The sequence below is a fragment of the Anaeromicropila herbilytica genome, assembly GCF_016591975.1.
GTDB lineage: Bacteria > Bacillota > Clostridia > Lachnospirales > Lachnospiraceae > Anaeromicropila > Anaeromicropila herbilytica.
Genome location: NZ_AP024169.1, coordinates 3,432,652 through 3,456,584, shown reverse-complemented (window position 1 = coordinate 3,456,584; position 23,933 = coordinate 3,432,652). Strand labels below are relative to the sequence as shown.

General features: G+C 33.4%; 25 protein-coding genes. 18 read left to right on the top strand and 7 right to left on the bottom strand.

Annotation, left to right across the window (positions count from 1 at the left end):
• Positions 1 to 476: 476 nt before the first annotated feature.
• Positions 477 to 1,247, bottom strand: coding sequence for a hypothetical protein (locus bsdtb5_RS14970; RefSeq protein WP_271712783.1), 771 nt, complete (start codon positions 1,245 to 1,247; stop codon positions 477 to 479).
• A gap of 658 nt (positions 1,248 to 1,905) precedes the next feature.
• Between bsdtb5_RS14970 and bsdtb5_RS14965 the strand changes: the two genes are divergently transcribed.
• Positions 1,906 to 2,778, top strand: coding sequence for a DNA-methyltransferase (locus bsdtb5_RS14965; protein WP_271712782.1), 873 nt, complete (start codon positions 1,906 to 1,908; stop codon positions 2,776 to 2,778).
• 10 nt (positions 2,779 to 2,788) lie between these two features.
• On the opposite strand, the gene bsdtb5_RS14960 is transcribed toward bsdtb5_RS14965, so the two are convergent.
• On the bottom strand, positions 2,789 to 3,814 hold the full coding sequence (locus bsdtb5_RS14960) for a hypothetical protein (RefSeq protein WP_271712781.1): 1,026 nt from the start codon (positions 3,812 to 3,814) through the stop codon (positions 2,789 to 2,791).
• A gap of 308 nt (positions 3,815 to 4,122) precedes the next feature.
• On the opposite strand from bsdtb5_RS14960, the gene bsdtb5_RS14955 reads away from it, so the two are divergent.
• The 4 genes from bsdtb5_RS14955 to bsdtb5_RS14940 all read left to right on the top strand — a co-directional run bounded on the left by bsdtb5_RS14955 (position 4,123) and on the right by bsdtb5_RS14940 (position 6,125).
• Entirely contained in the window at positions 4,123 to 4,677 is a 555-nt protein-coding gene (locus tag bsdtb5_RS14955; RefSeq protein ID WP_271712780.1) for a hypothetical protein, read from the top strand.
• A gap of 72 nt (positions 4,678 to 4,749) precedes the next feature.
• Positions 4,750 to 5,139: an HNH endonuclease domain-containing protein gene (locus bsdtb5_RS14950; protein ID WP_271712779.1), complete on the top strand. Its 390-nt coding sequence runs from the start codon at positions 4,750 to 4,752 to the stop codon at positions 5,137 to 5,139.
• On the top strand, positions 5,123 to 5,662 hold the full coding sequence (locus tag bsdtb5_RS21800; RefSeq protein ID WP_330611676.1) for a nucleoside triphosphate pyrophosphohydrolase: 540 nt from the start codon (positions 5,123 to 5,125) through the stop codon (positions 5,660 to 5,662). Before bsdtb5_RS14950 ends, bsdtb5_RS21800 begins: the two co-directional genes overlap by 17 nt.
• Before the next feature lie 64 nt (positions 5,663 to 5,726).
• Positions 5,727 to 6,125, top strand: coding sequence for a ribosomal maturation YjgA family protein (locus tag bsdtb5_RS14940; RefSeq protein WP_271712778.1), 399 nt, complete (start codon positions 5,727 to 5,729; stop codon positions 6,123 to 6,125).
• A 56-nt stretch (positions 6,126 to 6,181) separates the two neighbouring features.
• Here bsdtb5_RS14940 and bsdtb5_RS14935 read toward each other — a convergent pair whose 3' ends face one another.
• Complete coding sequence (locus tag bsdtb5_RS14935; RefSeq protein ID WP_271712777.1) at positions 6,182 to 6,688, bottom strand: TetR-like C-terminal domain-containing protein; 507 nt, start codon at positions 6,686 to 6,688, stop codon at positions 6,182 to 6,184.
• A 177-nt stretch (positions 6,689 to 6,865) separates the two neighbouring features.
• Between bsdtb5_RS14935 and bsdtb5_RS14930 the strand changes: the two genes are divergently transcribed.
• The 3 genes from bsdtb5_RS14930 to bsdtb5_RS14920 all read left to right on the top strand — a co-directional run bounded on the left by bsdtb5_RS14930 (position 6,866) and on the right by bsdtb5_RS14920 (position 9,001).
• A complete protein-coding gene (locus bsdtb5_RS14930; protein WP_271712776.1) occupies positions 6,866 to 7,006 on the top strand; it encodes a hypothetical protein in 141 nt (46 codons plus the stop codon).
• Positions 7,003 to 7,980: an alpha/beta hydrolase gene (locus tag bsdtb5_RS14925; protein WP_271712775.1), complete on the top strand. Its 978-nt coding sequence runs from the start codon at positions 7,003 to 7,005 to the stop codon at positions 7,978 to 7,980. The genes bsdtb5_RS14930 and bsdtb5_RS14925 overlap by 4 nt, the downstream gene beginning before the upstream one ends.
• A 172-nt stretch (positions 7,981 to 8,152) precedes the next feature.
• The gene (locus bsdtb5_RS14920) at positions 8,153 to 9,001 is read left to right on the top strand and encodes a poly(ethylene terephthalate) hydrolase family protein (RefSeq protein WP_271712774.1); all 849 of its coding nucleotides are present in this window, start codon (positions 8,153 to 8,155) and stop codon (positions 8,999 to 9,001) included.
• Between the two features lie 269 nt (positions 9,002 to 9,270).
• Here the strand turns inward: bsdtb5_RS14920 and bsdtb5_RS14915 are convergent, their stop codons facing one another.
• On the bottom strand, positions 9,271 to 9,432 hold the full coding sequence (locus bsdtb5_RS14915) for a hypothetical protein (RefSeq protein ID WP_271712773.1): 162 nt from the start codon (positions 9,430 to 9,432) through the stop codon (positions 9,271 to 9,273).
• 399 nt (positions 9,433 to 9,831) lie between these two features.
• Here bsdtb5_RS14915 and bsdtb5_RS14910 point away from each other — a divergent pair, with 399 nt between their 5' ends.
• The 9 genes from bsdtb5_RS14910 (at position 9,832) to bsdtb5_RS14870 (ending at position 19,206) form a co-directional block, all read left to right on the top strand.
• Positions 9,832 to 12,204, top strand: a complete 2,373-nt coding sequence (locus bsdtb5_RS14910) for an ABC transporter permease (protein ID WP_271712772.1) — start codon at positions 9,832 to 9,834, stop codon at positions 12,202 to 12,204.
• 89 nt (positions 12,205 to 12,293) lie between these two features.
• Complete coding sequence (locus bsdtb5_RS14905) at positions 12,294 to 13,061, top strand: ABC transporter ATP-binding protein (RefSeq protein WP_271712771.1); 768 nt, start codon at positions 12,294 to 12,296, stop codon at positions 13,059 to 13,061.
• Positions 13,062 to 13,121: 60 nt separating this feature from the next.
• Positions 13,122 to 13,802 (top strand): response regulator transcription factor, encoded by a 681-nt coding sequence (locus bsdtb5_RS14900; RefSeq protein WP_271712770.1) that lies wholly within the window; start codon positions 13,122 to 13,124, stop codon positions 13,800 to 13,802.
• The gene (locus bsdtb5_RS14895) at positions 13,789 to 15,117 is read left to right on the top strand and encodes a sensor histidine kinase (protein WP_271712769.1); all 1,329 of its coding nucleotides are present in this window, start codon (positions 13,789 to 13,791) and stop codon (positions 15,115 to 15,117) included. Before bsdtb5_RS14900 ends, bsdtb5_RS14895 begins: the two co-directional genes overlap by 14 nt.
• A 170-nt stretch (positions 15,118 to 15,287) precedes the next feature.
• Positions 15,288 to 15,638 carry an MmcQ/YjbR family DNA-binding protein gene (locus bsdtb5_RS14890; protein ID WP_271712768.1) on the top strand — a complete coding sequence of 117 codons (351 nt, stop codon included), beginning with the start codon at positions 15,288 to 15,290 and terminating at the stop codon, positions 15,636 to 15,638.
• A gap of 350 nt (positions 15,639 to 15,988) precedes the next feature.
• The gene (locus bsdtb5_RS14885) at positions 15,989 to 16,366 is read left to right on the top strand and encodes a winged helix-turn-helix transcriptional regulator (RefSeq protein WP_271712767.1); all 378 of its coding nucleotides are present in this window, start codon (positions 15,989 to 15,991) and stop codon (positions 16,364 to 16,366) included.
• 70 nt (positions 16,367 to 16,436) lie between these two features.
• Positions 16,437 to 16,997 (top strand): cysteine hydrolase family protein, encoded by a 561-nt coding sequence (locus tag bsdtb5_RS14880; protein ID WP_271712766.1) that lies wholly within the window; start codon positions 16,437 to 16,439, stop codon positions 16,995 to 16,997.
• 127 nt (positions 16,998 to 17,124) lie between these two features.
• Positions 17,125 to 17,907, top strand: a complete 783-nt coding sequence (locus bsdtb5_RS14875; protein WP_271712765.1) for a class I SAM-dependent methyltransferase — start codon at positions 17,125 to 17,127, stop codon at positions 17,905 to 17,907.
• A gap of 213 nt (positions 17,908 to 18,120) precedes the next feature.
• Positions 18,121 to 19,206, top strand: coding sequence for a GNAT family N-acetyltransferase (locus bsdtb5_RS14870; RefSeq protein ID WP_271712764.1), 1,086 nt, complete (start codon positions 18,121 to 18,123; stop codon positions 19,204 to 19,206).
• Positions 19,207 to 19,328: 122 nt separating this feature from the next.
• Here bsdtb5_RS14870 and bsdtb5_RS14865 read toward each other — a convergent pair whose 3' ends face one another.
• Positions 19,329 to 20,543, bottom strand: a complete 1,215-nt coding sequence (locus bsdtb5_RS14865) for an AraC family transcriptional regulator (RefSeq protein ID WP_271712763.1) — start codon at positions 20,541 to 20,543, stop codon at positions 19,329 to 19,331.
• A 265-nt stretch (positions 20,544 to 20,808) separates the two neighbouring features.
• On the opposite strand from bsdtb5_RS14865, the gene bsdtb5_RS14860 reads away from it, so the two are divergent.
• Entirely contained in the window at positions 20,809 to 22,512 is a 1,704-nt protein-coding gene (locus tag bsdtb5_RS14860; RefSeq protein WP_271712762.1) for a methyl-accepting chemotaxis protein, read from the top strand.
• Positions 22,513 to 22,625: 113 nt separating this feature from the next.
• On the opposite strand, the gene bsdtb5_RS14855 is transcribed toward bsdtb5_RS14860, so the two are convergent.
• Both bsdtb5_RS14855 and bsdtb5_RS14850 read right to left on the bottom strand, forming a co-directional pair.
• The gene (locus bsdtb5_RS14855) at positions 22,626 to 23,243 is read right to left on the bottom strand and encodes a lactate utilization protein (protein ID WP_271712761.1); all 618 of its coding nucleotides are present in this window, start codon (positions 23,241 to 23,243) and stop codon (positions 22,626 to 22,628) included.
• A 54-nt stretch (positions 23,244 to 23,297) separates the two neighbouring features.
• Positions 23,298 to 23,861 (bottom strand): TetR/AcrR family transcriptional regulator, encoded by a 564-nt coding sequence (locus tag bsdtb5_RS14850; RefSeq protein ID WP_271712760.1) that lies wholly within the window; start codon positions 23,859 to 23,861, stop codon positions 23,298 to 23,300.
• Positions 23,862 to 23,933 lie beyond the last annotated feature (72 nt).

Genomic DNA, 23,933 nt, shown 5'->3' with positions numbered 1-23,933 from the left:
TAATATAGCACTTGGCACAGCACCACGCATATGGAAACGGTGATTATGTTAGACTATAATACCTACTAAATAGATTTTCTTTAAATACAGATATGATATTATGGGTAGAGCAAGATTGAGACCATATTTAAATTAATCGTTACAAGAAAGTGATTATAAACCAGATTATGATACGAGTTATGAGACATGGAAACAATTGTATAAGAAGATTTATTGAGTCCCACTTTGAGAGACTATTCTATTATGAAAATTTAGTATCTAGAGGAGCATATAAAAAGAATAATACTAATTAATATTATTACTCTGAGAAACCAACTTCTGCTTAACTTCAAATGTAGGTAAAGTCAAGTGGAAGTTAGTTTCATTTGTTATGACAATAGGTTAACCAATTGGTGGAATCTTAATGCTAGAATTATAACAAAGCAGTATGTACAAATTTATTACCATATTAGATAATATTATAAGTCACTTATGATTTACTTGATAATATTGTTAAGCATTGTTAATAGAAGAGGAGCTGAGTTTGTGGCTATAGTGGTGGCATTCTCAGAAAATTTAATTATATTATTTGTGTTTGCAACAAAATTCAAAATTTTCCTAACAATATTTTTCTCTTGATCTGTAATAACTTCCGGATCAGTGGTTTTTAGTATTATCTTGCCCATTAATTCTGAAATAATATTTTCAATACCATCGTTTCCATATATCTTATACTTATACATAGCTAGTTGGAGTTTTTGTAGTTCTTGAATAAATAGATTTTTGAAATTACTTTCAATATCTGCGTTTTTAATATCATTTATTAACTCATCAATTTCAGTTAATAATTCTTGGATTACTTTTTCAGATAATTTTTTTTTGTTAAATTTTTCGCTATATAATTCTTCAATATAAATCAGAGAATTACATAGCTCTCTACATGTTATTCTAAAATTAGATACAGTATTTTCATTATCCGTTGTATTAATAGATGAAAAAGTAGTTAATACCTTATCAAGCAACTCAATATTCCTTGAATTTTTAGCAGACATAGTGGCTAAATTATCTTTTGCTTTTTTTATAACAGTTATAATTTCGTATTTTGCTTCAGATAATTTTATTGAATCACAATTATTAATATTAAATATCTGACCATAAACGACAATAGCAGAATTACTATTTGTTGCTTTTGAAGCTAAATTTAATATTTCTAGTATCTCGGCTATTTCATTAGTTTGCATTTCAGTGTTTTCTGAATATGTATCCATATAAATATACTCCTTTGTTGTTATTTAATAAATGATTTTGAATAATTGTTGCGAAAAACAATTTGATTATACCAAATAATGTATAAAGAATCAAACTTTTTAAAAACTTTTACAAAGACATAAACATAATAAATTAAACAAAGTTCAATTTCAGGAGGTACATCATGCAACAATGTAATTATGACAAAGGCCTGCTTACTCTGGACGAGTTCTGTTCCTGTTTTGGCATTGGAAAGTGCAGGGCAAAGGATGTTAATCATTATTTTGATAATGATAATGTAATCATTCGCCTTCCTATTTACCAAAAGTATCAAATTATTTCTGGTTTAAGAATGAATAGTCTTTTTAGGAGATGATACAAAATCCTATAAAACCGCTTTAGAGTAATGTAACCCATTTAAAAAATAGAGTCAAAGTTGGTTGAGCTGTTTAAGAATCCTTATAAAACAGATTTGTGAAATTATGGGCAATAACAGTTTTATCATTGCTAAAAATATCATGTCTACTTCTAGTATAAACAGTAGTAAATACAGTACCTATGCCGTGCCAAGTTCCACTTGATGATTTAAAATGAATAATTCTGCTTTATTCTGTTTTCCATTCATATTACATGCATTTCATAATATATTATAAAGAGCATGCTAAAGGTCGTTATAGTTTGGAAAATGTTGAGGGTATAATAAACGGTATACGTTGGCGAACATTTAATGGAGATTGTAGGAAAATACTCAAAGATTATATTAAGGCAGAATCTATAGATTGTATATTTACAAGTCCACCGTATTATAATTTGAGATCATATGGAGATAAAGTCAGAGTTGATGGTAATGAAGGAAAATGGAAATATTCGAATCGGAAAATAGCTACTAAAGATGAAATTGGTATTGCTTGTAATTATGAAAAATATCTTAGTGATTTGAGTGAAGTCTTTTCAGTTTGTTATAGGGTATTAAAAAAAGATAAATTTATGTTTATTAACATTGGGAATAAACACGTTGACAGAGAGTGTATTGATTATAGCTTTGACTTAATTACAATAGCCAAACATATTGGATTTGTTCATTGCGATATAATTATATGGATTAAAAAAAATTCACCGCCTCCTGGCAATCATAAAGAAATATATTTGGGGAATGGATGGGAATATATTTTAATGTTCGCAAAGGGGAAAAGTTATAAAATAAATGAAGATAAATATATTGATACAGGCAGTCTTTTTAAATGTAAGCAGTGTGGTAGTGATGATATAGTTCATTTTAAATCTAAACCAAATTATTTTTTTAGTAATGTAGGATGTTTTGGGAATGCAAAGAAAAAAAATTCACATCCTGCACCATTTCCTGAAACAGTGCCTAGATTCTGTTTGGCTATAGGGGCAAAGGAACATGAATTAATTTTGGATCCATTTGTAGGGAGTGGAACAACATTGAAAGTTGCTTTAGATATGCACATTAATTGTATTGGATGTGAACTCATTAGTAAATTGTATTCAGATTTAATAGAAAACTTAGAAAAAATAAGTAAATTCTGATATTTAGAATTTACTTATTTTCTTTTGAAAGAGATATAATTTTACTAAGCAGAATGAGTTCTAGTTTTTGAGGTTGAACAAGAAGGTTTCTTTGTTTAAGAGTTTCAATAAAATCTTGTGTTGTAAGATGATAAAAACTATGTTTAATTTTAGATGAATCATAAGTTAAACAAATTTGTTGAAGTCTATAATAATCATTAGTATAAGGTGTAATTATTATTAATTTAGTAATTACATAATTACTTTTTGAGGCATATAAAGAAAGTCTATGGAAGGCAGCATCAAGGTTATCACTTAGTTCAATTTCAAATGCATATGTGATTAAGTTATTTTTTTGATTTGCCCAAATAACATCTATAAAATTGATTTTTTTATAATAATACTGAGAGTCAATATTTGATATATTTAAATCAGGCATAGCTAGAGTGAAAATCTCATTAAAGCTGATGTTATACACAACTTTGTTTTTATCATTACAAGCTATTTTTGCCCCATAACCCAAATAGCCACCAAGTGCAGCAACTTGCGATTGCAAATAAGTGTGCGAATTGTTAAAAGAATAATATTTTCTTCTAACAATTGATGTAATATCTGCCTCTTTTAAAATATACTTTTTTATTTCAATAGATTTATTACCAATAAGAAGCTCATTATCTGAATTAAAATGACCGTAGATTTTTTTACCAGTAGACATTTTGTTATTAAAATAACCTCGATTTACTATTGATTGCATAAACGCAAAGGTATCTATGAAATTATCTAATATAAAATAGTTAATATTATTGTTGATATTTCGGGCAATTATATACTTACTTTGTTCAGTGATTGTATTAGATAATTTTGAGTATGGAAAATCAGTAAAATTATTAGTGCCACAGGATCGTAAGTAATCATCGAAGTGTGACAACTCAAATTGTTTGATGATCTTAATTGCATCTTTATGATCCGTTAACTTTTTTATATTGTTTTTCAATAGTTGGCTACTTTCATATTCTTTTATATCAAAACAATTTAGTATTGTATTACATTTATCCATATGTGCCTCCTAATAAGACAAGTTAATAATAGTTTGCATATACTTTTAAAGAATATACATAAAAGTGAGTATCCATTATCGCACATAATACAATAAGTGTTTTGAGGTTTTGATTATACTTAATTAACAAATGAAACAATATATTACGACTACACTTGAGATGGGGCAAATAGAATAGGAAGTAACTGCTAGAGAGATTTTTTATCTCAATTCAGGAATATTAAGGTAGATAGCACTAGTTCATAATGTTATAATTAGTATAGGTTAAACTGATGATATAAAAAGTTCCCCAGAAAGGAGCCCCACCCATGGCTGGTTACGACTTAAAAGAAGAATCCTATATCCAAAAACACCTAACCGAAGATGAACTTTGGTCTATTTTCAGTGGAATGTTTTCAAATAAGGTTTCTCATGATACGAGCTATAAGTATGGCTTCTTTAAGTCTATCCTTGATAGTTTATACAATGCAGATGAGAATCTAGTTCTGACCTTTGATCAGTTATTCTATAAATTCACAGAGATTTATTGGAACTTAGTATTGAAATATAATCTACGCCAGAAAGCAAAGACAAAGGATGGAAGAGAAACTGCATTAGAAAGAGTTCTTAAGGAAGCACTGAACAAGCAAGAAATCATTTCAGATGTCAGTTTTGAAGCCATTCCAGATGATATGAAAATAAAGATTTGTCATAAGGTTAAGGCAAAATGTAAGGTAAATGTAGTAGGAGCATTATTTCGGGATTCCAAAGATACTCTATATTCCTTTTCTAAGAAGGGTGAATACATACAGTTAAATCCTATCGTATATCGGTTTATGACAAAGCATAAAAAATTCTTAGAGAAAATGAATTACTTTGAATAGGCAAAATACTTAGAGAAGGTCAACGAAGAATCTTCAACGAGAAATCTCCTCAATAATTTGGATACAATCACGTTGCGTAATGATTTATCCGTTTATCGTAAGATATTGTTTAATGAATTTGAGGAACATACCTGTTTCTATTGTGGTAAGGAGCTGGATCATGGTGATATTCATGTGGATCATTTTATCCCATGGTCATTTATCAAGGATGATAATCTATGGAATCTGGTACTTTCTTGCCCGAAATGTAATCTAAAGAAATCGGATCGACTGACACCAGATCTATTTGTAGACAACCTGATTGAGAGAAATCACATGATTATTGAGAAAAGTGCAGAACTTATTTCACCATCCTATCAAGAAAAGAAACTTAGGCTAATATATTATTGGGCAAAGTGCAATGGATATCATGATATCTGGACGCCAGAAAGGAAGGTACACACCCTTGAAAAAGTACAATAAACTTGTAAGAGATAGAATACCAGAGATTATCGAGAAAGATGGTCATAAAGCAATATATCATACCTTATCAGAAAAAGATTATATCCAAGCATTGGACAAAAAGCTTCTTGAAGAAGTGAAAGAATATCAGGCAGATAAAAGTCTAGAAGAGATGGCAGATGTCCTAGAAGTTTTGTATGCAATTTGCAATGCTCGTGGATATGCGATTGAAGAGTTAGAAGCAAAACGTATTCAGAAAAAGGTAGAACGTGGCGGGTTTGATAAGAAACTCTTCTTAGAGTATGTCGAGGATTCCGCTACTGATATGGTTGGAAATGTATCGGATATCAAAGCTTTAAAAAAGTGGAGTGCGTTACCTGATGATTGGAAAGAGACTCTTATTAATAATGTATTTTGCAGACATTGTGGAGTAACTACGATTGTTAACTATGCTATAGTAGATGATAAGAATGGAATTGTTCTTCAGGGTAAGTGTGCAAAGTGTGATGGTGCTGTTGCTAGATTTGTTGAAGATATGAATTGATATATACAAGTTTAAAATGGCCAAATCCTTGAGAGCAATACTGATAGAAGAATAGAGGTAAACTATGATCTTACAAAACACAATAACTAATAAAAAAAGACTTAAATATGCAATCACATTTATTATTTTATTAACGATAGAAGTATTAATCGCTTTATACGTACATGATACATTTATCAGACCGTATATAGGAGATGTGCTGGTGGTGATAGTACTTTATATGGCATTCAGAATGTTTAAGACAGATGGCATAAGATTCTTACCAGTGTACATATTTTTGTTTGCAGGATTGACGGAATGCTTGCAATTTTTTAACATAGTACAACTGTTAAACGTTGAACACAATACATTCTTAAGAATACTGATAGGTTCTGTATTTGATATGAAAGATATTTTATGTTACGGAATTGGTTGCATATTATTGGGTATTTATGAATGGAAATTTAAAAAAGATGTATCTTAGGGTGATGAATGTGGTACAGGATGTCGGTGTATTAGCCGATGTCCTGTGCCGTTTTTTTATTTCATTCCATGAGAAGACAAAAGAGTGGACATGGTTTCGGCAGATTCCTGCATGCCTCTGCCAATCCACTCTTCAATCCAACCATATGTACCGTAGGTAATAAATGAGGTTACATAGGCAGCCATGTTATCATATTCCGGTTTTGGGCCTGATTGTTCGATTAAGACTTTAAGAAATAGGTGAAATAGGTTTCGCTTTTTAAGTAGAAGGTAGAATTCACTGTTTTCTTTTAAGTGTGTGAACAGGCTTCCATAGAGCTCAGCGTTTGAATCTTTGTTTTGTTTCTGGTATTCTGCATTCCAGGATGTTACCAATTGGCGAATATGTTTGAATAGAATATCTTCCTTATCAGTATAATTCCGATAGAACGAGTTCCTGCTGACTTGAGAAGAGCTTGTGATCTGACTGATGGAAATGTTAGAAAATTCGTGTTGCTTCAGCAGTTCGATCGTTGTATCCGTAATCTGTTTTTTTACATATGAGTTTTTTTCTTCGTTATTCATGATGGTACATTTCCTCCTGCTTTGTGCCATTTTTTCCGTTATATTGACTAGACTGGGGGTGCGATGGTACACTTGATACATCGAATACAATACAACTGTTGCAACAGATTGTCAAGGGACAATGCTTTGATTTAAAAATGATTTGATTAGAAGTATATAAAGATGAAGGAGAAACACATGACACATTTTCTTACAACGAAACGAAGAATTATTCTTGCTGTGGTTATTATTATTGGTCTGATATTAGGAAGACTTGCAGTAAGGATATTTATTAATATGATGGTCGGAGGATCATTGTTCGGAGGAAATATCCTATGAGAAAAGATAGAAAGAAAGGAAACAAAACAGGTATGTTTGTTCTGTTGTGCGTAGGGGCATTTATCATTTCTTTTGTGGGTTCGGCAATTTTTAAACTGACTTATACTTCTCCGAAAATGAAAAAATACTCTGTAGATTGGAGCAACAAGATTGGAACGATATATAGCGATATAGCATATGGAGACGGCAAAGCAAATAAATTCGATCTATATGTTCCTGCTGACAATACAAAAGAGGCCTACGGTCTGGTTGTGTATATCCATGCGGGGGGATTTACTACGGGTGATAAGTCAGATGATAAGAAAATGCTACAATGGCTGTGTTCTAAAGGATATGTAGCAGCTGGAATTAATTACACCCTACGCGATAACAATCACCCTGATGCAAGCGTATATTCGCAGTCGATGGAGATCAAAAGCAGTATCTCTGCGGTTAAGAGGGAGGCTGCTAAGTTAGGATATAACCTTGATTCAATGGCGATATCCGGAGGTTCCGCAGGAGGAACGCTAGCAATGCTATATGCATACAGAGATGCGAATGAATCACCGATTCCAGTAAAGATGCTATTTGAAGCGGTTGGTCCGTCAAGTTTCTATCCAGAAGATTGGTCTGTATACGGACTTGATCAGAATTCGAAGGCTGCAGCAGGATTATTTGGTGTCATGGCTGGCACTAAAATTACCTCTGATATGTTCGGAACAAAAGCTTATGAAGAGGCAATCAAGCCTATCTCTGCATATATGTGGGTGGATAAGAACTCTGTGCCAACCGTTTGTGCCTATGGGGTATATGATAGGGTATGCCCATTTGATACAGTGAAGCATCTGAAAAAGGCACTGGAAGAAAATAATGTGACACATGAGTACATTGAACTACCACATTCCGGGCATGCACTACAGAACGATAATGACTTATATGCTCTGTATATGGAGAAAGTAACAGATTATCTGGATACTTATATGCCAATCAAATAAACAATATAATTGTTGCTTTTATAATAACAGGAACGATGATTGCGATGTAATCAATAAATAACATAATAGAGCGTCCGGAAATAACAGATAATACGAAAGAATCCATCTGGTATGGAATTACAACGGAAGATGCCAAATGTATAATTTAAAAGAAGATGGAGGAAATTCGGAAATGAAAATCATAAAGAAATTGTTAAAAATCATCTTGATCATAATACTAGTAATAATTTTGCTGTCAATTGTTGTCTGGCGCATTTTTGTCTATAAGAGCAATCATTATTACAATTTCTCGAAGACAAAACAAACTGTCGAGAAAACATACACGGCTCTTGGTTCTTATGATGTATCTTTTAAAGAGTTTAAAGCAGGAGATGATATAATTAAAAAATATGAGATATGGTATCCATCAGAGCTTAAGGCAAATGATTCAAAATATCCAGTTGTAGTGATAGCCAATGGAACGGGAGTTCCCGCCAGCTCATATAAAGCATTCTTCAAGCATCTAGCTTCATGGGGATTTATCGTTGTTGGCAATGAAGATGAGAATTCAAGAACCGGAGCTTCTTCGGAATCGAGCCTTGTGTTCCTGATGGAACAAAACGAAGATAGCAGTAGTATATTCTATCGTAAAGTAGATAAAGATAATATTGGAATCGGCGGCCATTCACAGGGTGGTGTCGGGGCAATTAATGCTGTGACTTCACAGGAACACGGAAGTATGTATAAAGCATTGTATGCAGTCAGCGCTACATCTCCATATTGGGGACAGAAAAACGTATTCGGACTGGAATGGAGTTATGATCTATCAAAGGTTAATATACCAACTTTCCTAGCTGCAGGTACTGGATATTTTGATGCAGGTACCGCGAAGATATCACTGCAACGAACGGACAGGGTATCTGTCCGTTGTGGTCACTTAAGGCTAACTATGATGCACTTCCGGATTCTGTCCCTAAAATCATTGCAAGAAAGACGGGTGTCGATCACGGTGAAACATATCAGGCGATTGACGGATATATGACTGCATGGTTCATGTGGCATCTGCAGAAGGATGAAAAAGCAGTTAAAGCTTTCATCGGAAGTGATGCAGAAATTCTGCATAACAGCTTGTATAAGGATGTTCAAAGCAATATCAAGTAAAATAAATCTGAGATTAGAGATTGTATTAGAATTGCCTTACAGAATGTAAAACTAAATAATAAAGAAATGCTCTACCACCTATCGCTGTGGTGGATAGAGCATTTCTTGTTTTGTATATGACTAATAAGTACTCTTAAAAGGATACAAATACTATTTACTATTTCTATCCTTCGAACTATCACTAAATTTATGACTGCTTGAAGATGGAGTATCTCCACTTACAGCATTTCTACTATTTTCATGATTATTAATCACACTGTTACCATTTCCTTGACCAGATTTCTTCTGATTACTACCTCTTGGATGACTCATAGCTACACCTCCTTAAATAAAAATTTAATAAAGATAGTGTTACCAATCTCTTTTGTAATATTCTTTTGATATATTCGAGGGTCGAAAACTAAAAGAAGCATTAAAATAAATATCACCACGATACATTCATTTAGAACTTCATTTAGCTTTTGACCCTCGTCTTCATTGAACTTCTAGCCTTTTCATAAAGCTTTTTCATAAAGCTTCTTCCTGAAACTTCTCCATAAACAACCAAATAAAGAAAATATTTAAGGATTATTTAATAATTTCCATGTTACTATAGACACATAAGATGAAACCGGTCATCAAAGAAATCATTTCAAAGGATTAAATAATCAAGAATAGTAATCAAAATAAGAAATCAACAATAAGCAATCCAGAATAAGAGAGGGAAAAGTCATGTTATACAGAATATTAAAAAAAGATCTGAAACATAAGCGTGGAATCAATGTGATATTGTTTCTATTTATGATATTAGCAACTGTATTTGTAGCAAGCAGTGTGAACAATATCCTTGTAATATCCAACGCGATGAACTATTGCATGGATAAAGGCAAAGTAGCAGAGGAGTTTGTTTCAACATATGAAAAACCAGGAGAGAAGAATCTTGGAGAATGGCTGAAAGGAAATAAGCTGGTAAAGGATTATTCGAAGAATGAAGCTGTTATACTTTCAATCGATAATATAGAAAGCTATGGTGGAAAAGATGGTTCAAAGTATAACTTGAATAATACGATAATGATTCAAAATCAGTGGCACGACAATATGTTAATCTTTGATAAAGATGGTAAGCTTGTTAAGATGAAAGACGGCGAGATTGGAATGCAGCAAAAACAACTGGATCTAAATGGTCTTAAGATTGGTGATACCATCAAGATGAAGTTTGGCAATCTGAATAAGACATTTAAGATAACAACCAGCATTATGGACCCTGCATTTGGGGGAGATTATGTTGGAATGTCAAGATATATTATTAGTGACAAGGATTTTGAAGATATAAAAAATACTGGAACAGCGATCAATTATAATTACAATATCAATCCATATGACAAGGCTGCTTTCAGCAAAGCAATGAATAAGGAAGCATTTGATATGATCGTGAGTGTGCAAAAAGACATGTTTCAATTTGCATATGTCATGTCTTTGATAACAGCAGGGGTACTAATTGTTGTGGGAGTCTGCCTTATTATCATATCATTTCTCATTCTTAGATTTACCATTGTATTCACGTTACAGGAAGATTACAAGGAAATCGGAATTATGAAAGCGATTGGAATTAAGAACTTTATGATTAAGAAAATCTATCTCATAAAGTACTTTGCACTAGTAAGTGTGGCTGCTGTCATTGGATGCTTCTTAAGTATTCCAGTAAGTAACGCGATGACTCAGTCAGTTGGTGAGAGTATCATGATGGAAGATGCCAGCGTGAATTTTGGCATCAATGTAATATGCTCAGTTGTAGTTGCGGTTATTGTTATTATAATCTGTTATTTATGCACCAATAAGCTACGTAAGTTTTCTGCAATTGAAGCAATAAGGAGTGGCCAGACTGGTGAGAGATTTCATAAGAAGTCAAAGATATCCCTTCACAAGTGCAAACGCTTAAGAACGCCATTGTTTATGGCTTTGAATGATATCTTATCCAATATAAAAAGGTATGTTGTGCTTATTCTAACATTTGCCATCGGGACAATTGTTATCATACTACCGATTAATACAATTACTTCTCTTGGTAGTGATGAGATGGCTAAGAACTTTCTAATTGACCTAAAGGCCGACTTTTATGCCAAATCAGAGATTAAAAGTGACAATGTTGAAGCTACGTTAGATAGAGATACCGTTTTAAACCATATAAGATCAATGGAGGATAATTTTAAAAGCAAACATTATGATATCGATATCAATACGATGATATTCTACTCTTTCTCCTATTACGTGAATGACAAGGATGATTCCTATCAAGTCATGACATTACTTCCTCTTGAATCGGATGGTTCGTCTATCGAATTGACTGGGGGATCAACGCCTGTAAATGATAATGAGATTGCGTTATCGGAGAAAGTGATGAAGCAGATGGGTGTAAAGATTGGTGATACCATTCATGCAAAGATTGGTACTGAAGATCGATCATTTATTATAACAGCTTCCTATCAGAATTATATGAGTATGGGTCATAGTGCATTTATGAGTAACAATGTTAAGCTAGAAGGTACAATATCAGGTGTCTGGTACTATCAATGTTATCTGAACAATAAAACATTTGATAACAATATGTTAAAGCATATTAAAAAAGATTTTCCAGAGTATAAGATCTATAATGTAAAACAAGCGATGGAAGTACAGTTAGGCAGTACTACATCACAAATTGGCAGCGTTAAGGTTATGATATTTGTTTTAATTTGTTTGGTAAATGTTATGATTACCACTCTCATGATGAAAATATTTATTATGAGTGAAAAGAGTCAGATTGCAATGCTTCGTAGTATTGGGTATTCATTAAAAGAGGTAAGGTTATGGCAGGTATGTAGAATCGGAATTGTACTACTCATTGGAGTGGTGCTTGGTGCCGTATTATCCATTCCTTTAAATGATATCGCCTTACGCCCAATCTTTGGTATGATGGGAGCTACCCATATGAGAATACAGGTGAATCCTTTCGAAGTATATCTATTATGTCCAATACTACTGTTATTGGTAATAAGTTTAACGGCATATATCAGTTCGGGCTCAATTAAGAAGCTGAATCTAATGGAAATTAATAATGCAGAATAAATAAATTCTATGTAGAAATAAATAAATTTTATCTAGAAATAAAATAGTTCCTGGAACTACGGGTCAAGTGAATAGAAATGGAGGATATTATGAGTGAGATGTTAAAAGTAAAGAATCTTTGTAAAACATATATTATTAATAAGAGACAGAACAATGTACTGAGAAATGTAAATTTTGAGATAGAACAGGGTGAGATGGTGGCAATTATGGGACCATCTGGATCAGGAAAGACTACACTATTATATACGGTAAGCGGTATGGATACCATAACGGCGGGAAATGTAGATTTCTTCGGCAAGGAATTAAGTGAACTTTCTGATGGTGATGTTAGTAATGTCAGACTCAATGAGATGGGATTTGTATTCCAGCAAATGTATATGCTGAAAAATCTAACCATATATGATAATATAATATTACCAGCATATCAATCTAAGGAAGGTAAGTATACCAGAAAAGAAATCAATGATTATGCAGTGGAGCTTATGCATAAGCTTGCAATCAGTGAAGTTGCTGATAATGATATCAATGAAGTATCGGGTGGACAGTTACAGAGAGCATGTATCTGCAGAAGCCTCATTAACAGGCCAAGAATTATATTTGCAGATGAACCGACAGGAGCACTGAACCAACAGTCCTCCAAAGAAGTTATGAAAATATTAAATCAGATTAATGAAGAGGGAACAAGCGTTATGCTGGTTACTCATGATAAAAAGGTAGCTGCCAAATGTGAGAGAATTCTATACATTGAAGACGGCAACATAAGAGATGAGATTAATCTTGGTAAATATACAGAATCAGAAGATAGAAGAGAACGTGAAAAGAAATTAAGTAATTGGCTAATGGAACTTGGCTGGTAGAATAGATTAGACATAGATTTAAAATAAATATAAAATAGATATAGATATTCAGGGGGTAACATGGTAGATATATTATTAGTAGAGGATAATAAAGAGTTATCGAATCTTATGAGCAAATTTCTTGTAAAGGACGGTTATACCGTGTGTTGCGCAATGAGTGGAGAAGAGGCGGAAGATTTTTTATTAAAGGATAAAGCCAGACTAATTATACTTGATATCATGCTCCCTGGGATAGATGGATTTGCTGTATGTTCTTATATTAGACAAAAAGGTGACATTCCTATTATTATTATTAGTGCAATGGTGGATAAAGAATCCAAGATGAATGGATTTCAACTTGGAGCAGACGACTATATCGAAAAGCCAGTTGACATAGACATATTACGAGCGAAGATAGCAGCATTATTTAAACGGTTCTATGATGTACACGAAAGTGCTGCCTTACTCAGATCAGGTGACATTGTGATTGATCAGGATTCTATGCAGGTAACCTATAAAGGCAAGGAGCTGAATCTTACAATCAAAGAATATGATCTGCTCCTTTTATTAATAGAGAATAAAGGTAAGACAATGAATAAGGAATATTTATTCAATGAGATATGGGGTGCGAATAGTTTCAGTGAGAATCAGACACTTACGGTTCATATCAAGATGTTAAGAGATAAGATTGAGGAAGACTCAAGGAATCCGATGAGGATTAAGACCGTATGGGGAGTGGGTTACCGATATGAAGAAATATAAGATAATCATTGCATTGTTTACTGGATTGTATCTAATATTAGCGGTCACCCTATATATTACTATGAACCATTTTGCAGATAAGCAGAATAATGAATATAGGGTTGAGATTAGTAGACTCAGCCGTGAGATTATGAATAGTGAAGTCCTTAATGATGGTAATAATGATAGTAAGGATAATGATATAATGGTGATTGATGCGAATAGTTACTCGGATACTATTGATATATTCAATATTTTTCGTGTTACCTATCTAAGTGTTGGTACAGATGATTCTAATATTATAACTGAGTTTTATTCTTCTAGGAATAAATATCAGATGGAGATAGTGCCAGTGATCAAAGAAAATCATGTAGTCGGATATCTTCGATTTGATTATAAAAAGGATATTGATGTAAGTAGCTTCTGCAGATTATCGCAGGGGTTTCTTCTGTTAATATACCTGCTTACAGTAAGCATACTAATCTATACGGACCAGAAGATAATTAGGCCGTTCCATCAACTTAGTAATATGCCATACGAATTGTCCAAAGGTAATCTAAATGATGGAATCAAAGAAAGCAAAAACAGATATTTTGGGCGTTTTATCTGGGGGATTGGAATGCTGAGGGATGCGCTTGAAAGTCATAAGAATAAGGAACTTAAGCTAGCAAGGGATAAGAAAATGATTCTATTATCCATATCTCACGATATCAAGACTCCTTTGAATGCGATTAATCTATATGCGAAGGCTCTGGAACAAGGATTATATGACACGGAGGAGGAAAAGGCGGAAGCAGTAGTAAAGATTCAGGAGAAGACGAAAGAGATTAATGAATTTGTTAAGGACATTATGATATCTACAACGGAAGATGTGATATCCATCGAAGTAAATAATTCAGAATACTATTTGACAGAGCTGATGAATAAGATTGCTGCTGGTTATTCCGAAAGATGCAAGCTGAATCAGATGGAATTTGCCATTGGAAGTTATGAAAATACTCTTCTTAAAGGTGATATCGAAAGAATGTATGAAGCAGCAGGGAACCTGATTGAGAATGCATTTAAGTATGGGGATGGTAAAAGGCTTTCGATTACATTTACCGAAGAAGACTACTGCGCATTGATTCATATCTTTAATTCTGGAATTCCAGTCGGCGACGGTGAACTGTCACATCTCTTTGACAGCTTTTATCGGGGCAGTAACACGGAAGGAAAGGCTGGCAATGGGCTTGGACTATATATTTGTAGTGAGATTATGAAGAAGATGAACGGGGATATCTTTGCAAGAAAGTGTATGGATGGGATGGAATTTATTCTGGTGTGTCCGATGAGTTAATTCGTGTTCATCCTGTTAAATATAATATAGATTGGATACATACCTTGCAGAAGTGGAAGATGTTCTGGAAGGTTTGTAGACGATTAAAGTTATATATAAGTGATAAGTTATATGAGTGAATTGTAAAATAAGTGAAATATGAAGTGAGATAAAAAATGGAGTGAATCGAAATGAATACTAGAGAAGAAGCAATTAAATTTTGCTGTAGTCTATCAGAAACATATGAAGATATGCCGTTTCATGATCAAAACTGGACAGTAATTAGGCATAAAGCGAATAATAAAGTATTTGCTTGGATCTTCGAAAGAGAGGAATACATCTGGATTAATGTGAAATGCGACCTAGAGTGGAGAGACTTCTGGCGAAATGCATATGAATCTGTGGTACCAGCTTTTCATCTGAATAAAGAACATTGGAATTCGATTATTCTAGATGGGACTGTACCAGAGAAAGATATTCATCGGATGATTGAGGAAAGTTATGACCTTACAAAACCTAAGTTAAGACGAAAGAAGAAATGAAATAGTAAAGAGTTGCCCGACAAATGACCTGTTTGGGAAGTAGTCTAGGCAATTTGCACAAAACAGAAAAACTCATGCTTCATTGAATATGTATAAGAAGTTCTAGTTCTCAGTTCGTTTTGTGTAAAACATATGCTAGGACAGATAACTCGCTGCGCTCAGACAGATCTATCCTAGCATATAACACAAAATGATCCGAGAACAAGATCTTCTAATACATATTCAAAGGCGCAATCGCTTCTTCTGTTTTGTGCAAATTGCCAGGCTAGATTTTGAAACAGGTCATTTGTCAGGCAACATCATAGTAATGAATATTGTATTTATAATCATACATAATACGGAGGTAGTTGATGAAAATACGCAATGATTATACGTGTCCATTGGAGATCGTTCATGATATTGTAAAAGGAAAATGGAAACTCATCATTTTATTCCAAATGAGGAAAGGCCCATTATCCTTATCGGAACTGGAACGGCAGATAGCAGGAATCAATCAAAAGATGCTACTTGAACAATTAAAAGAATTGAAGGAGTTTGGATTGGTTCATAAAGAAACATTTGATGGGTATCCTCTCCATGTTGAATATTCATTAACAAAAGAGCGCGGACAGGAAATGATTCGAGCAATAGAGATTATGCAACATATCGGTGTAGACTACATGGTTGAATTAGGGCTTACAGAGGAACTTGATAGAAAAGGAATTCCATACCCACAAAAAAGTAGGTAATTTACATTCTAGAATACATCATTATAATTATCAATATATTAGAGTACAAAGTGATTATATGGAGGTAATTATGAAACGAGTATTAATTTTAATTGACATTCAGAATGTATATTTTGAAGAAGGTAACTATCTTTTATATCAACCACAACGAGCTGTAGAGAAGGCTTTTGAGGCGTTAGAAGTATTTCGTGGTAACAACGAACCAGTCATACATGTAGGACATATGTTTTATAAGGAGGATCAGTCCGAGTCAGCATGCCATTCTAGGGAATTCTATCATAGAGTTCAACCACAGGACGGAGAATATGTAATATGGAAAGAGAAGCCAAGTTCTTTTCTGAATACTCAGTTAGCAGAAATGCTAGAAAAGCTTGAGGCCCAGCAAATCGTAATAGGTGGAATGATGTCACATATGTGCGTTGATACAACAGTGAGGGCTTGTCAGGATTATGGGTATCCAGTGATATTGCTTGAAGATGCATGTACGACGAAAGCTTTATCATTTCAAGGCGATGTAATCGAGGCAGAAGTGGTGCATAAAGCATTTATGGCGTCCTTAAATGGAATGTTTGCCGATGTAATGACGGTTGATGAGTGGAAGGCAATGCCGAAGGAAATTAGAGAGTCATAGTACTCTCTTTTTTTGATTGTAGAAAATATGAAAAAAATGGTGTATACTGTAATAAATAAAGAAATTCAAAGGTTGATTGAGGAAAGTTAATTTATAAATACCTATACTAGGAAATGAGGATAATACAATGGAAGAATGGTTACTACAAGTAAAAGATAGTTGGAACGAAACAGCGAATTCAGATTGGTATCAGTCTCTTAGAACGGATGAAAAAATAGCAGAGTTGGTGAAAAATCCAGCAATTGCTTTTCATCCTGCAGTATATAATCTGATTCATAAATATATCCCCAATCTGAAAGGAAAAAGAGTATTACTACCTTCCAGTGGAGATAATCATGCAGCAATTGCATTTGCATTATTAGGAGCTGAGGTTACTTCTGCAGATATTAGCGATAAACAATTAGCATATGCACAAGAAATTGCCAATAAATTGAACCTGAATATTCGATTTATCTGTGATGATACAATGCAACTTTCGAATATTGAAAATAACAGTTTTGATCTGGTATATACATCTAATGGTACGCATTCTTGGATTGCAGATCTAGGTTTGATGTATCGTAACATAAATAGGGTATTGAAAACATCAGGGTTTTCAATTATGTATGATATACATCCATTCAATCGTCCGTTTTCAGGAGAAGCATGGAAGAATCCACATATTGTGAAGCCGTACGAAGAGACAATGCCTCATTGTCATTGGCGAGTGCAGGATTTAGTGAATGCTATGGTATCTGCCCAATTGTCAATAAAGGAAATCGAAGAATTACAAGCAGTAAATGCTTCATTTTGGTTTTTTTATGATGAATTAGTAAAACAGAATCCGGAGGAGCTTATAAATATAAACAATTGGGAACAGAATCCTATGGCAGCGTTGCCAGCTTGGATATCAATAGTGTCACAAAAATAATCCTTACTGGAAGAGTTAGCGTTTTTTCAAATAGTACAGAACATTTGATTGTAATAGAATGGTTGATTATGGAAAAGGATTATAGTAAAATACCAATAAATACAACAAGAAAGGAAGTCGATTATAATGATGATTATTAGAACAAATACTAAACAACCTGTAAGGAGGATTCAGGGAAATTAATCCTCCAATACATATTTTGGAGGTCACTTGATGAGTGAGACAAGAGTAGATAGCGTTGATTATGAACTAACCCGTGAGAACTACGAAGATGGAGTTAGATGGATATCAGATCCAGAGCAAAAAGAGGAAATTACACAAACTATATTAACGGATTTGCCTGATTGGTTTGGTGTACCAGAGAGTACGAAGCATTACATAGAAGAAAGTAAGAAGATGCCATTTTTCTCTTATTATAAGAATGGACGACATGTTGGTTTTATAGTATTAAAAGAGACAAGTAAATATACTGCGGAAGTCTTTGTTATGGGAGTCTTAAAGGAATATCACCGTCATAGAATAGGGCATAAATTATTTGAACGTTTTATCCAATACGCATATAACAAAGGGTATGAGTATGTTCAGGTGAAGACTGTGGATGAAGGGCATTATGAAGAGTATGATAGAACGCGCCTGTTCTATGAGAGAATTGGATTTCGAAAATTAGAATGTTTTCCTACTCTATGGGATGAGTGGAACCCATGCCTTATTATGATTCAGTCTGTGAAAGCTGCAATGGCTTTACAAAATACAATACCTATGAACGACAATAGTTCAAGTGAAAATCAATCGATAGAATTAATTACGCAAAGACTAAGGTTAGTATGCCATACATTAGAAGATATGAGTATTTTAAAAGATAGTATTTGGAAGTATGAAGACAAATTAGGTCTAAGGCACAATGCAGAAACGGATAGTGGCGATGAGATGGCAAATGATTTCTACTATGCATATTTGTATCATCAAGAACATTATCCGAACGAAGATTTATTATGGCTTAGAACCTGGAATTTTATATTATCGGATGAAAATATTCGAATTGGTGGAGCTTGTTTTAAAGGTGAACCTAATGAAGAAGGTATGGTAGAAGTTGGTTATGGTATCGATGAACAATATCAGAACAAGGGATATGCAACGGAAGGAATTAAAGCCTTGGTTGATTGGGCTAAGAAACAAAAAAATGTTCTATATGTAATGACTGAGATTGAGAAAGATAACATAGCTTCTATAAAAGTTGCGGAGAAAATTGGTATGGTAAAATATAAAGAAACAGATGAAAATTATTACTTTAAGAAATGATTATGATGTTATAAATCGGTATCTCTTGTTGATGTAGAGGAAGAATAAAAAAATGTAATAATTATACAATGAAGTTACGTATTGAAAGGGGCTGTGTTACTGATACAGCCCCTTTATTTGGATTATTTTGAAATCCTCTGTTTTCTAAATTCGAGAGGAGTATAGCCCATTATTTTTTTAAAACATCTATTAAATGTTCTTACAGAAGAAAAACCAGACAGATATGCAATATTTAATATCGGTGCATCTAATACCAGTAAAAAAGAGCAAGCATATTGCAATCTTATTTGTGTTATTAAATCAGGTAATGACATATCAAAATTAGAAAGAAGTTCTGTATGTATGTTTTCTGTTGACAGAAACAATGCTTGTGAGATAGACGTTTCACTCATTGGTTCGGCATAGTGTTCATAGATATAAAGTAGTATTTTCCATGAATTATTTAAACATTTATAGGTCATATCATTTGGAATGTGTGATTTTCGATATTCATCTGGTGTCATATTTTTTATTTCTTTAAATTTTCGAAAGAAGGAGGATGTATTCTTATAACCTACATATTTACCAATGTAACTACTTGAGAGTTGATCGAATTGGAGCATACTGCAAGCATACCGAATTCGAGTTCTGTGCAAGTTTGTTGAGAGATTTTCGCCTGTTAGAAGATAAAAATAATTGTTTATCTTGAGGGGTGGTAAAGAGAACTTAGTAGCCAGACTTTTGGCAGTTATATCATTGCTAAAGTTCGTGTTCATATATTGCATTAACTTCCATGTTATGCTGTGATCAGGAGTTTCACATTCTATAATATTGGTTGCTATATTTCTGCTAAACAATAAAATGATTTTAGATACGATATTCAATCCAACCATTGTGTTGAATAGACAATCGCTATGAAGTTCTTTAATCATCTCTTCGAAATCTTTACCCATGGATTCTTGTTCTCTTCCAGTCAGTTTTACAACTACATTACCATAGGCAAGCGAATAGGATATATGTTGTTCTATTACTCGGGATATGGATGATAATAAAAGTAATCCCAAAGAGATTGAACATTGGTAGATTCGTAAACTACTACTATCAAGAATTATTGAGTGTACATGATATGGCATTAGCATAACCAGATTGCCAGAAGATATCGAATTTGGCTCATTATTTACATTAAGTGTAGCTTTACCATCTATGACAAAAAATAATTCTATATCATCATGAAAGTGTACCTCCTGACTTTCTCTAAAAATAACCTCATTAGCCCTTAGTTTATATTGCACAGGATCATTTTCAATATATTTAGCTTGAGAGAAACCTAAGTATTCTTTTGAATTGATATGATTCATGAAATAAATCTCCTCCGTTATATAATTGATATAGAAATCTCGGAAAATGACTATATTATTCATACTATCATACATGAATTTGGCGAGCAATGTGATGTGATTGTGATAAAATCAAATAGTGTCAAAAAAAGTCTATTATCATTTAATAAAGTTGAAATTAATCGAAATTAAGCATGACCGGCATTTATTTTCAGGGGTTCAAGCGCTAGAATACTTTAAAAAATGTTAGGCTTATTAGAAAAACTAGAAAGAGAGGAAAAAGGGTATGAAAAAACGAAGTAGTATTATGGTCAAAATATTTGGTGGATTTATAGGAATTACATTAATTGCAACAGTTCTTCTCATATTTACATTATTAAAGATTCATTCTATGGCAGTTACAGCAAGTGATATTAATGGTAGTTATCTACCATTGTATAAGGACACAAATCAAGTAACTGAAAATTCAGCAAAAGTAGTTGCTGCACTACGTGGATATGTAATAACGAAAGATGAATCTTTCGTAAATCAATTTACAGATTTGACAGAAGAGTCAGGTGCAATATTTGATAAGCTAATTAATAGTTCTGTTACGAAAAAAGGAAAAGAATTAAGTAAGGAATCGAAAGAATTAAATAATGCATATGTAAAAATTGCAACGGATAGTATTATACCAGCAGTCAAAGCAGGAAAAGATAGTGAAGTATTGAGTGTTATGAGAAATCAGATGGTGCCTGCAGCTGAGACGTTAAATAAAAAATTGGTTGAATATAAGGTATTTCGAGAAAATCAGATGTCAAGATTACTTGAGTCTTCTGCCAAAACAGCTGAGATGACTCAGAAAATCATAATTATTGCAGTTATCATATTTTGCGTAGTAGCGGTTATTTTAAGTTTGTTGATATCCATAATGATTATAAAACCTATTAAAATAATGCATAAAGGATTACTAGAAGCTGAGAAGAATAATGATTTAACCTGTCAAATTATTGTTAAGAGCAATGATGAGATTGGTGCAATGGCAGAGGCATTGAATCGCTTCATTAATAAAATAAGAGAATCTTTTCATGGTGTTTCAGACAGTGCCATTCTAGTAGACGATTCTGTAAAGTCAGTAAATGAAAATATATATCGATTGAATGGATATATCGAAGACATTTCAGCAACGACTGAAGAGTTATCAGCAGGAATGGAGGAAACGTCAGCGTCAACAGAAGAAGTATCTGCTACAGTTGAAGAAATCAATTCAGCAGTACAAAATGTATCACAGAAAGCGCAAGACGGGGCAGTTACTGTAGATGAAATTAATAATCGTGCATCTGCACTTAGAAAGGATTTTGAAAAAGCGCAGCAGGATGCCAGTAATATCCGTATTCAGGTACAAGAAAAGTTAGAAAAATCTTTGGAAGAATCGAAGGCAGTAACAAAAATTAATGAATTAGCAAATGGAATCCTTAATATTGCAAGTCAGACTAATCTATTAGCTCTTAATGCATCCATTGAGGCTGCAAGAGCTGGAGATGCTGGTAAGGGATTCGCTGTAGTTGCAGGGGAAATTGGCAATCTGGCAGATGAATCAACAAGAACGGTAAACCAGATGCAGCAAATTAATCAGCAAGTCTTCAATGCAGTTGCTAATTTATCCGATAATGCAAAGGAATTAATGCAGTTTGTGGCAGTCAATGTGGTAAATGATTATCAGAAGATGTTAAAGGCTACAAATGAATATACAAACGATGCAAATAAAGTGGATGAAATTGTAGCAGATTTAAGTTCTACCTCTCAGCAATTATTGGCCTCTATTGAAAATATAACTACTGCAATATCTGGAGTTGCAATAGCAACAAATGAAGGTGCACAAGGAACTACTAATATAGCAGGAAGAGCCAACGAGTCTTCCTTAGAATCAAGTAAAACTGTTGTTGAAACTGGAAAAGTTAAGGATGCAGTTGATTCACTTATGACAGCTGTAAGACTCTTTAAGATATAGATAGGCGGGTGATTAATCACCCGCCTTTTAACCTTAACTATCAAAGTATTCTTAAACACATGATATATCATCTGAAGAACATTTATCATCTTTCTAATAACTCAAATCGAAAATCAATATCCCACATTCTCATTAAGGATAATCACCTTAATTCGATCTTTTACAAATTGTCCAGTGATTAATACGAAATCATTGCAGATTCGTTCTTTATGCTTACAATCAATACAATGGCCCAATGAAGTGCAAGGCGTGTTTTTCCCTAAGCGCTTTGCATCCAAGGGTGCAGCAATCTGCCTAGTTCTTTTGATAGCCGAGTCGAGATCATCTGTGATTTTGTTGATTCCTATAATAATAATAACCTGCTTAGGGCCATATAGTATAGGTGCTACCCGGCTACCATTTCCATCAATATTAAAGATTGCACCATCTATGGTGATGGCATTCGCGCTAGAGATAAATGTATCAGCTGTGAAATTACGTAGATAGATGTCTCTCTTTTGTTCTTTTGTTAGGTCGGAGGCGAATTTGTCGTAAAAATTATAATCACCATTTCGTAGATACTCGAATACTCCTGTGTCCTCCAAAGTTACAGAATCACCACTGCCAACACTAGAGCCGTTAGGTATCAGTTCTTTTATCAGAAGAAGTAATTCTTCAGGTGTATTTACAAAATATCCTGCCATGTTATGACTTTCTAGTTTATGAATTAAAGTAGTTATTTTTTGATTCATTTTATTCTTATCTCCTCTGTGTGCAATATGATAATAATAGTAATCTTGTCTTCATTACTCTTGAGACATCGGTGTATGATAGATCTTAAGACATATCTCAGTCATTTCCTCAATTGTTTTGCTCATATCAGATTGAATCCATTTAGAAAAAACATTATATAAAGCTCCAGCATTAAAATAAATACGGTATATATTCTCCTCTGACTGATCCTGCACATGGGTTATCATACTGTGGTTTAGTCGATCTAGAATGATATAGTTGAATTTTGCGTCATACAATGTTTTATAGATATTCCGTTGTTGATAAAGCACTTCAAACATATTCTTGATAAATTCTCTAGGGTACTTTGCTTTTCCTGTTCTCTCATCGGTATAAGGCAGCAGTTTTTGATTGACTTCCGATATGAGAGAATCAACAAGATCGAATAATATCTCATGTTTACTTGAATAATTACTATAATATGCTGTTCTGGATACACCAGCGCGCCTTACGATATCAGTGATTCCTATCTTTTCAAAAGATTGGTCCTTCATAAGTAGTACAAGCGCAGTACATATGGCTTCTCTTGTTAAGCGGTTTGTTTCTTTATTGGAATAGCGTTTGATTGTATCTGACATTACATTTCCTTTCGATTTGTACGTTATAGTAATTGAATTGTTATTTCATGTTGTTTTCCTATATAGTTCCTA

Excerpts from the sequence above, each read along its gene's own strand:
- bsdtb5_RS14865 (WP_271712763.1), bottom strand. The coding sequence starts at position 20,543 with ATGAATCATATCAATTCAAAAGAATACTTAGGTTTCTCTCAAGCTAAA.
- bsdtb5_RS14930 (WP_271712776.1), top strand. The coding sequence starts at position 6,866 with ATGACACATTTTCTTACAACGAAACGAAGAATTATTCTTGCTGTGGTT.
- bsdtb5_RS14900 (WP_271712770.1), top strand. The coding sequence starts at position 13,122 with ATGGTAGATATATTATTAGTAGAGGATAATAAAGAGTTATCGAATCTT.
- bsdtb5_RS14880 (WP_271712766.1), top strand. The coding sequence starts at position 16,437 with ATGAAACGAGTATTAATTTTAATTGACATTCAGAATGTATATTTTGAA.
- bsdtb5_RS14970 (WP_271712783.1), bottom strand. The coding sequence starts at position 1,247 with ATGGATACATATTCAGAAAACACTGAAATGCAAACTAATGAAATAGCC.
- bsdtb5_RS14915 (WP_271712773.1), bottom strand. The coding sequence starts at position 9,432 with ATGAGTCATCCAAGAGGTAGTAATCAGAAGAAATCTGGTCAAGGAAAT.
- bsdtb5_RS14925 (WP_271712775.1), top strand. The coding sequence starts at position 7,003 with ATGAGAAAAGATAGAAAGAAAGGAAACAAAACAGGTATGTTTGTTCTG.
- bsdtb5_RS14905 (WP_271712771.1), top strand. The coding sequence starts at position 12,294 with ATGAGTGAGATGTTAAAAGTAAAGAATCTTTGTAAAACATATATTATT.
- bsdtb5_RS14920 (WP_271712774.1), top strand. The coding sequence starts at position 8,153 with ATGAAAATCATAAAGAAATTGTTAAAAATCATCTTGATCATAATACTA.
- bsdtb5_RS14955 (WP_271712780.1), top strand. The coding sequence starts at position 4,123 with ATGGCTGGTTACGACTTAAAAGAAGAATCCTATATCCAAAAACACCTA.
- bsdtb5_RS14940 (WP_271712778.1), top strand. The coding sequence starts at position 5,727 with ATGATCTTACAAAACACAATAACTAATAAAAAAAGACTTAAATATGCA.
- bsdtb5_RS14855 (WP_271712761.1), bottom strand. The coding sequence starts at position 23,243 with ATGAATCAAAAAATAACTACTTTAATTCATAAACTAGAAAGTCATAAC.
- bsdtb5_RS14935 (WP_271712777.1), bottom strand. The coding sequence starts at position 6,688 with ATGAATAACGAAGAAAAAAACTCATATGTAAAAAAACAGATTACGGAT.
- bsdtb5_RS14870 (WP_271712764.1), top strand. The coding sequence starts at position 18,121 with ATGAGTGAGACAAGAGTAGATAGCGTTGATTATGAACTAACCCGTGAG.
- bsdtb5_RS14890 (WP_271712768.1), top strand. The coding sequence starts at position 15,288 with ATGAATACTAGAGAAGAAGCAATTAAATTTTGCTGTAGTCTATCAGAA.
- bsdtb5_RS14895 (WP_271712769.1), top strand. The coding sequence starts at position 13,789 with ATGAAGAAATATAAGATAATCATTGCATTGTTTACTGGATTGTATCTA.
- bsdtb5_RS14910 (WP_271712772.1), top strand. The coding sequence starts at position 9,832 with ATGTTATACAGAATATTAAAAAAAGATCTGAAACATAAGCGTGGAATC.
- bsdtb5_RS14875 (WP_271712765.1), top strand. The coding sequence starts at position 17,125 with ATGGAAGAATGGTTACTACAAGTAAAAGATAGTTGGAACGAAACAGCG.
- bsdtb5_RS14960 (WP_271712781.1), bottom strand. The coding sequence starts at position 3,814 with ATGGATAAATGTAATACAATACTAAATTGTTTTGATATAAAAGAATAT.
- bsdtb5_RS14850 (WP_271712760.1), bottom strand. The coding sequence starts at position 23,861 with ATGTCAGATACAATCAAACGCTATTCCAATAAAGAAACAAACCGCTTA.
- bsdtb5_RS14885 (WP_271712767.1), top strand. The coding sequence starts at position 15,989 with ATGAAAATACGCAATGATTATACGTGTCCATTGGAGATCGTTCATGAT.
- bsdtb5_RS14860 (WP_271712762.1), top strand. The coding sequence starts at position 20,809 with ATGAAAAAACGAAGTAGTATTATGGTCAAAATATTTGGTGGATTTATA.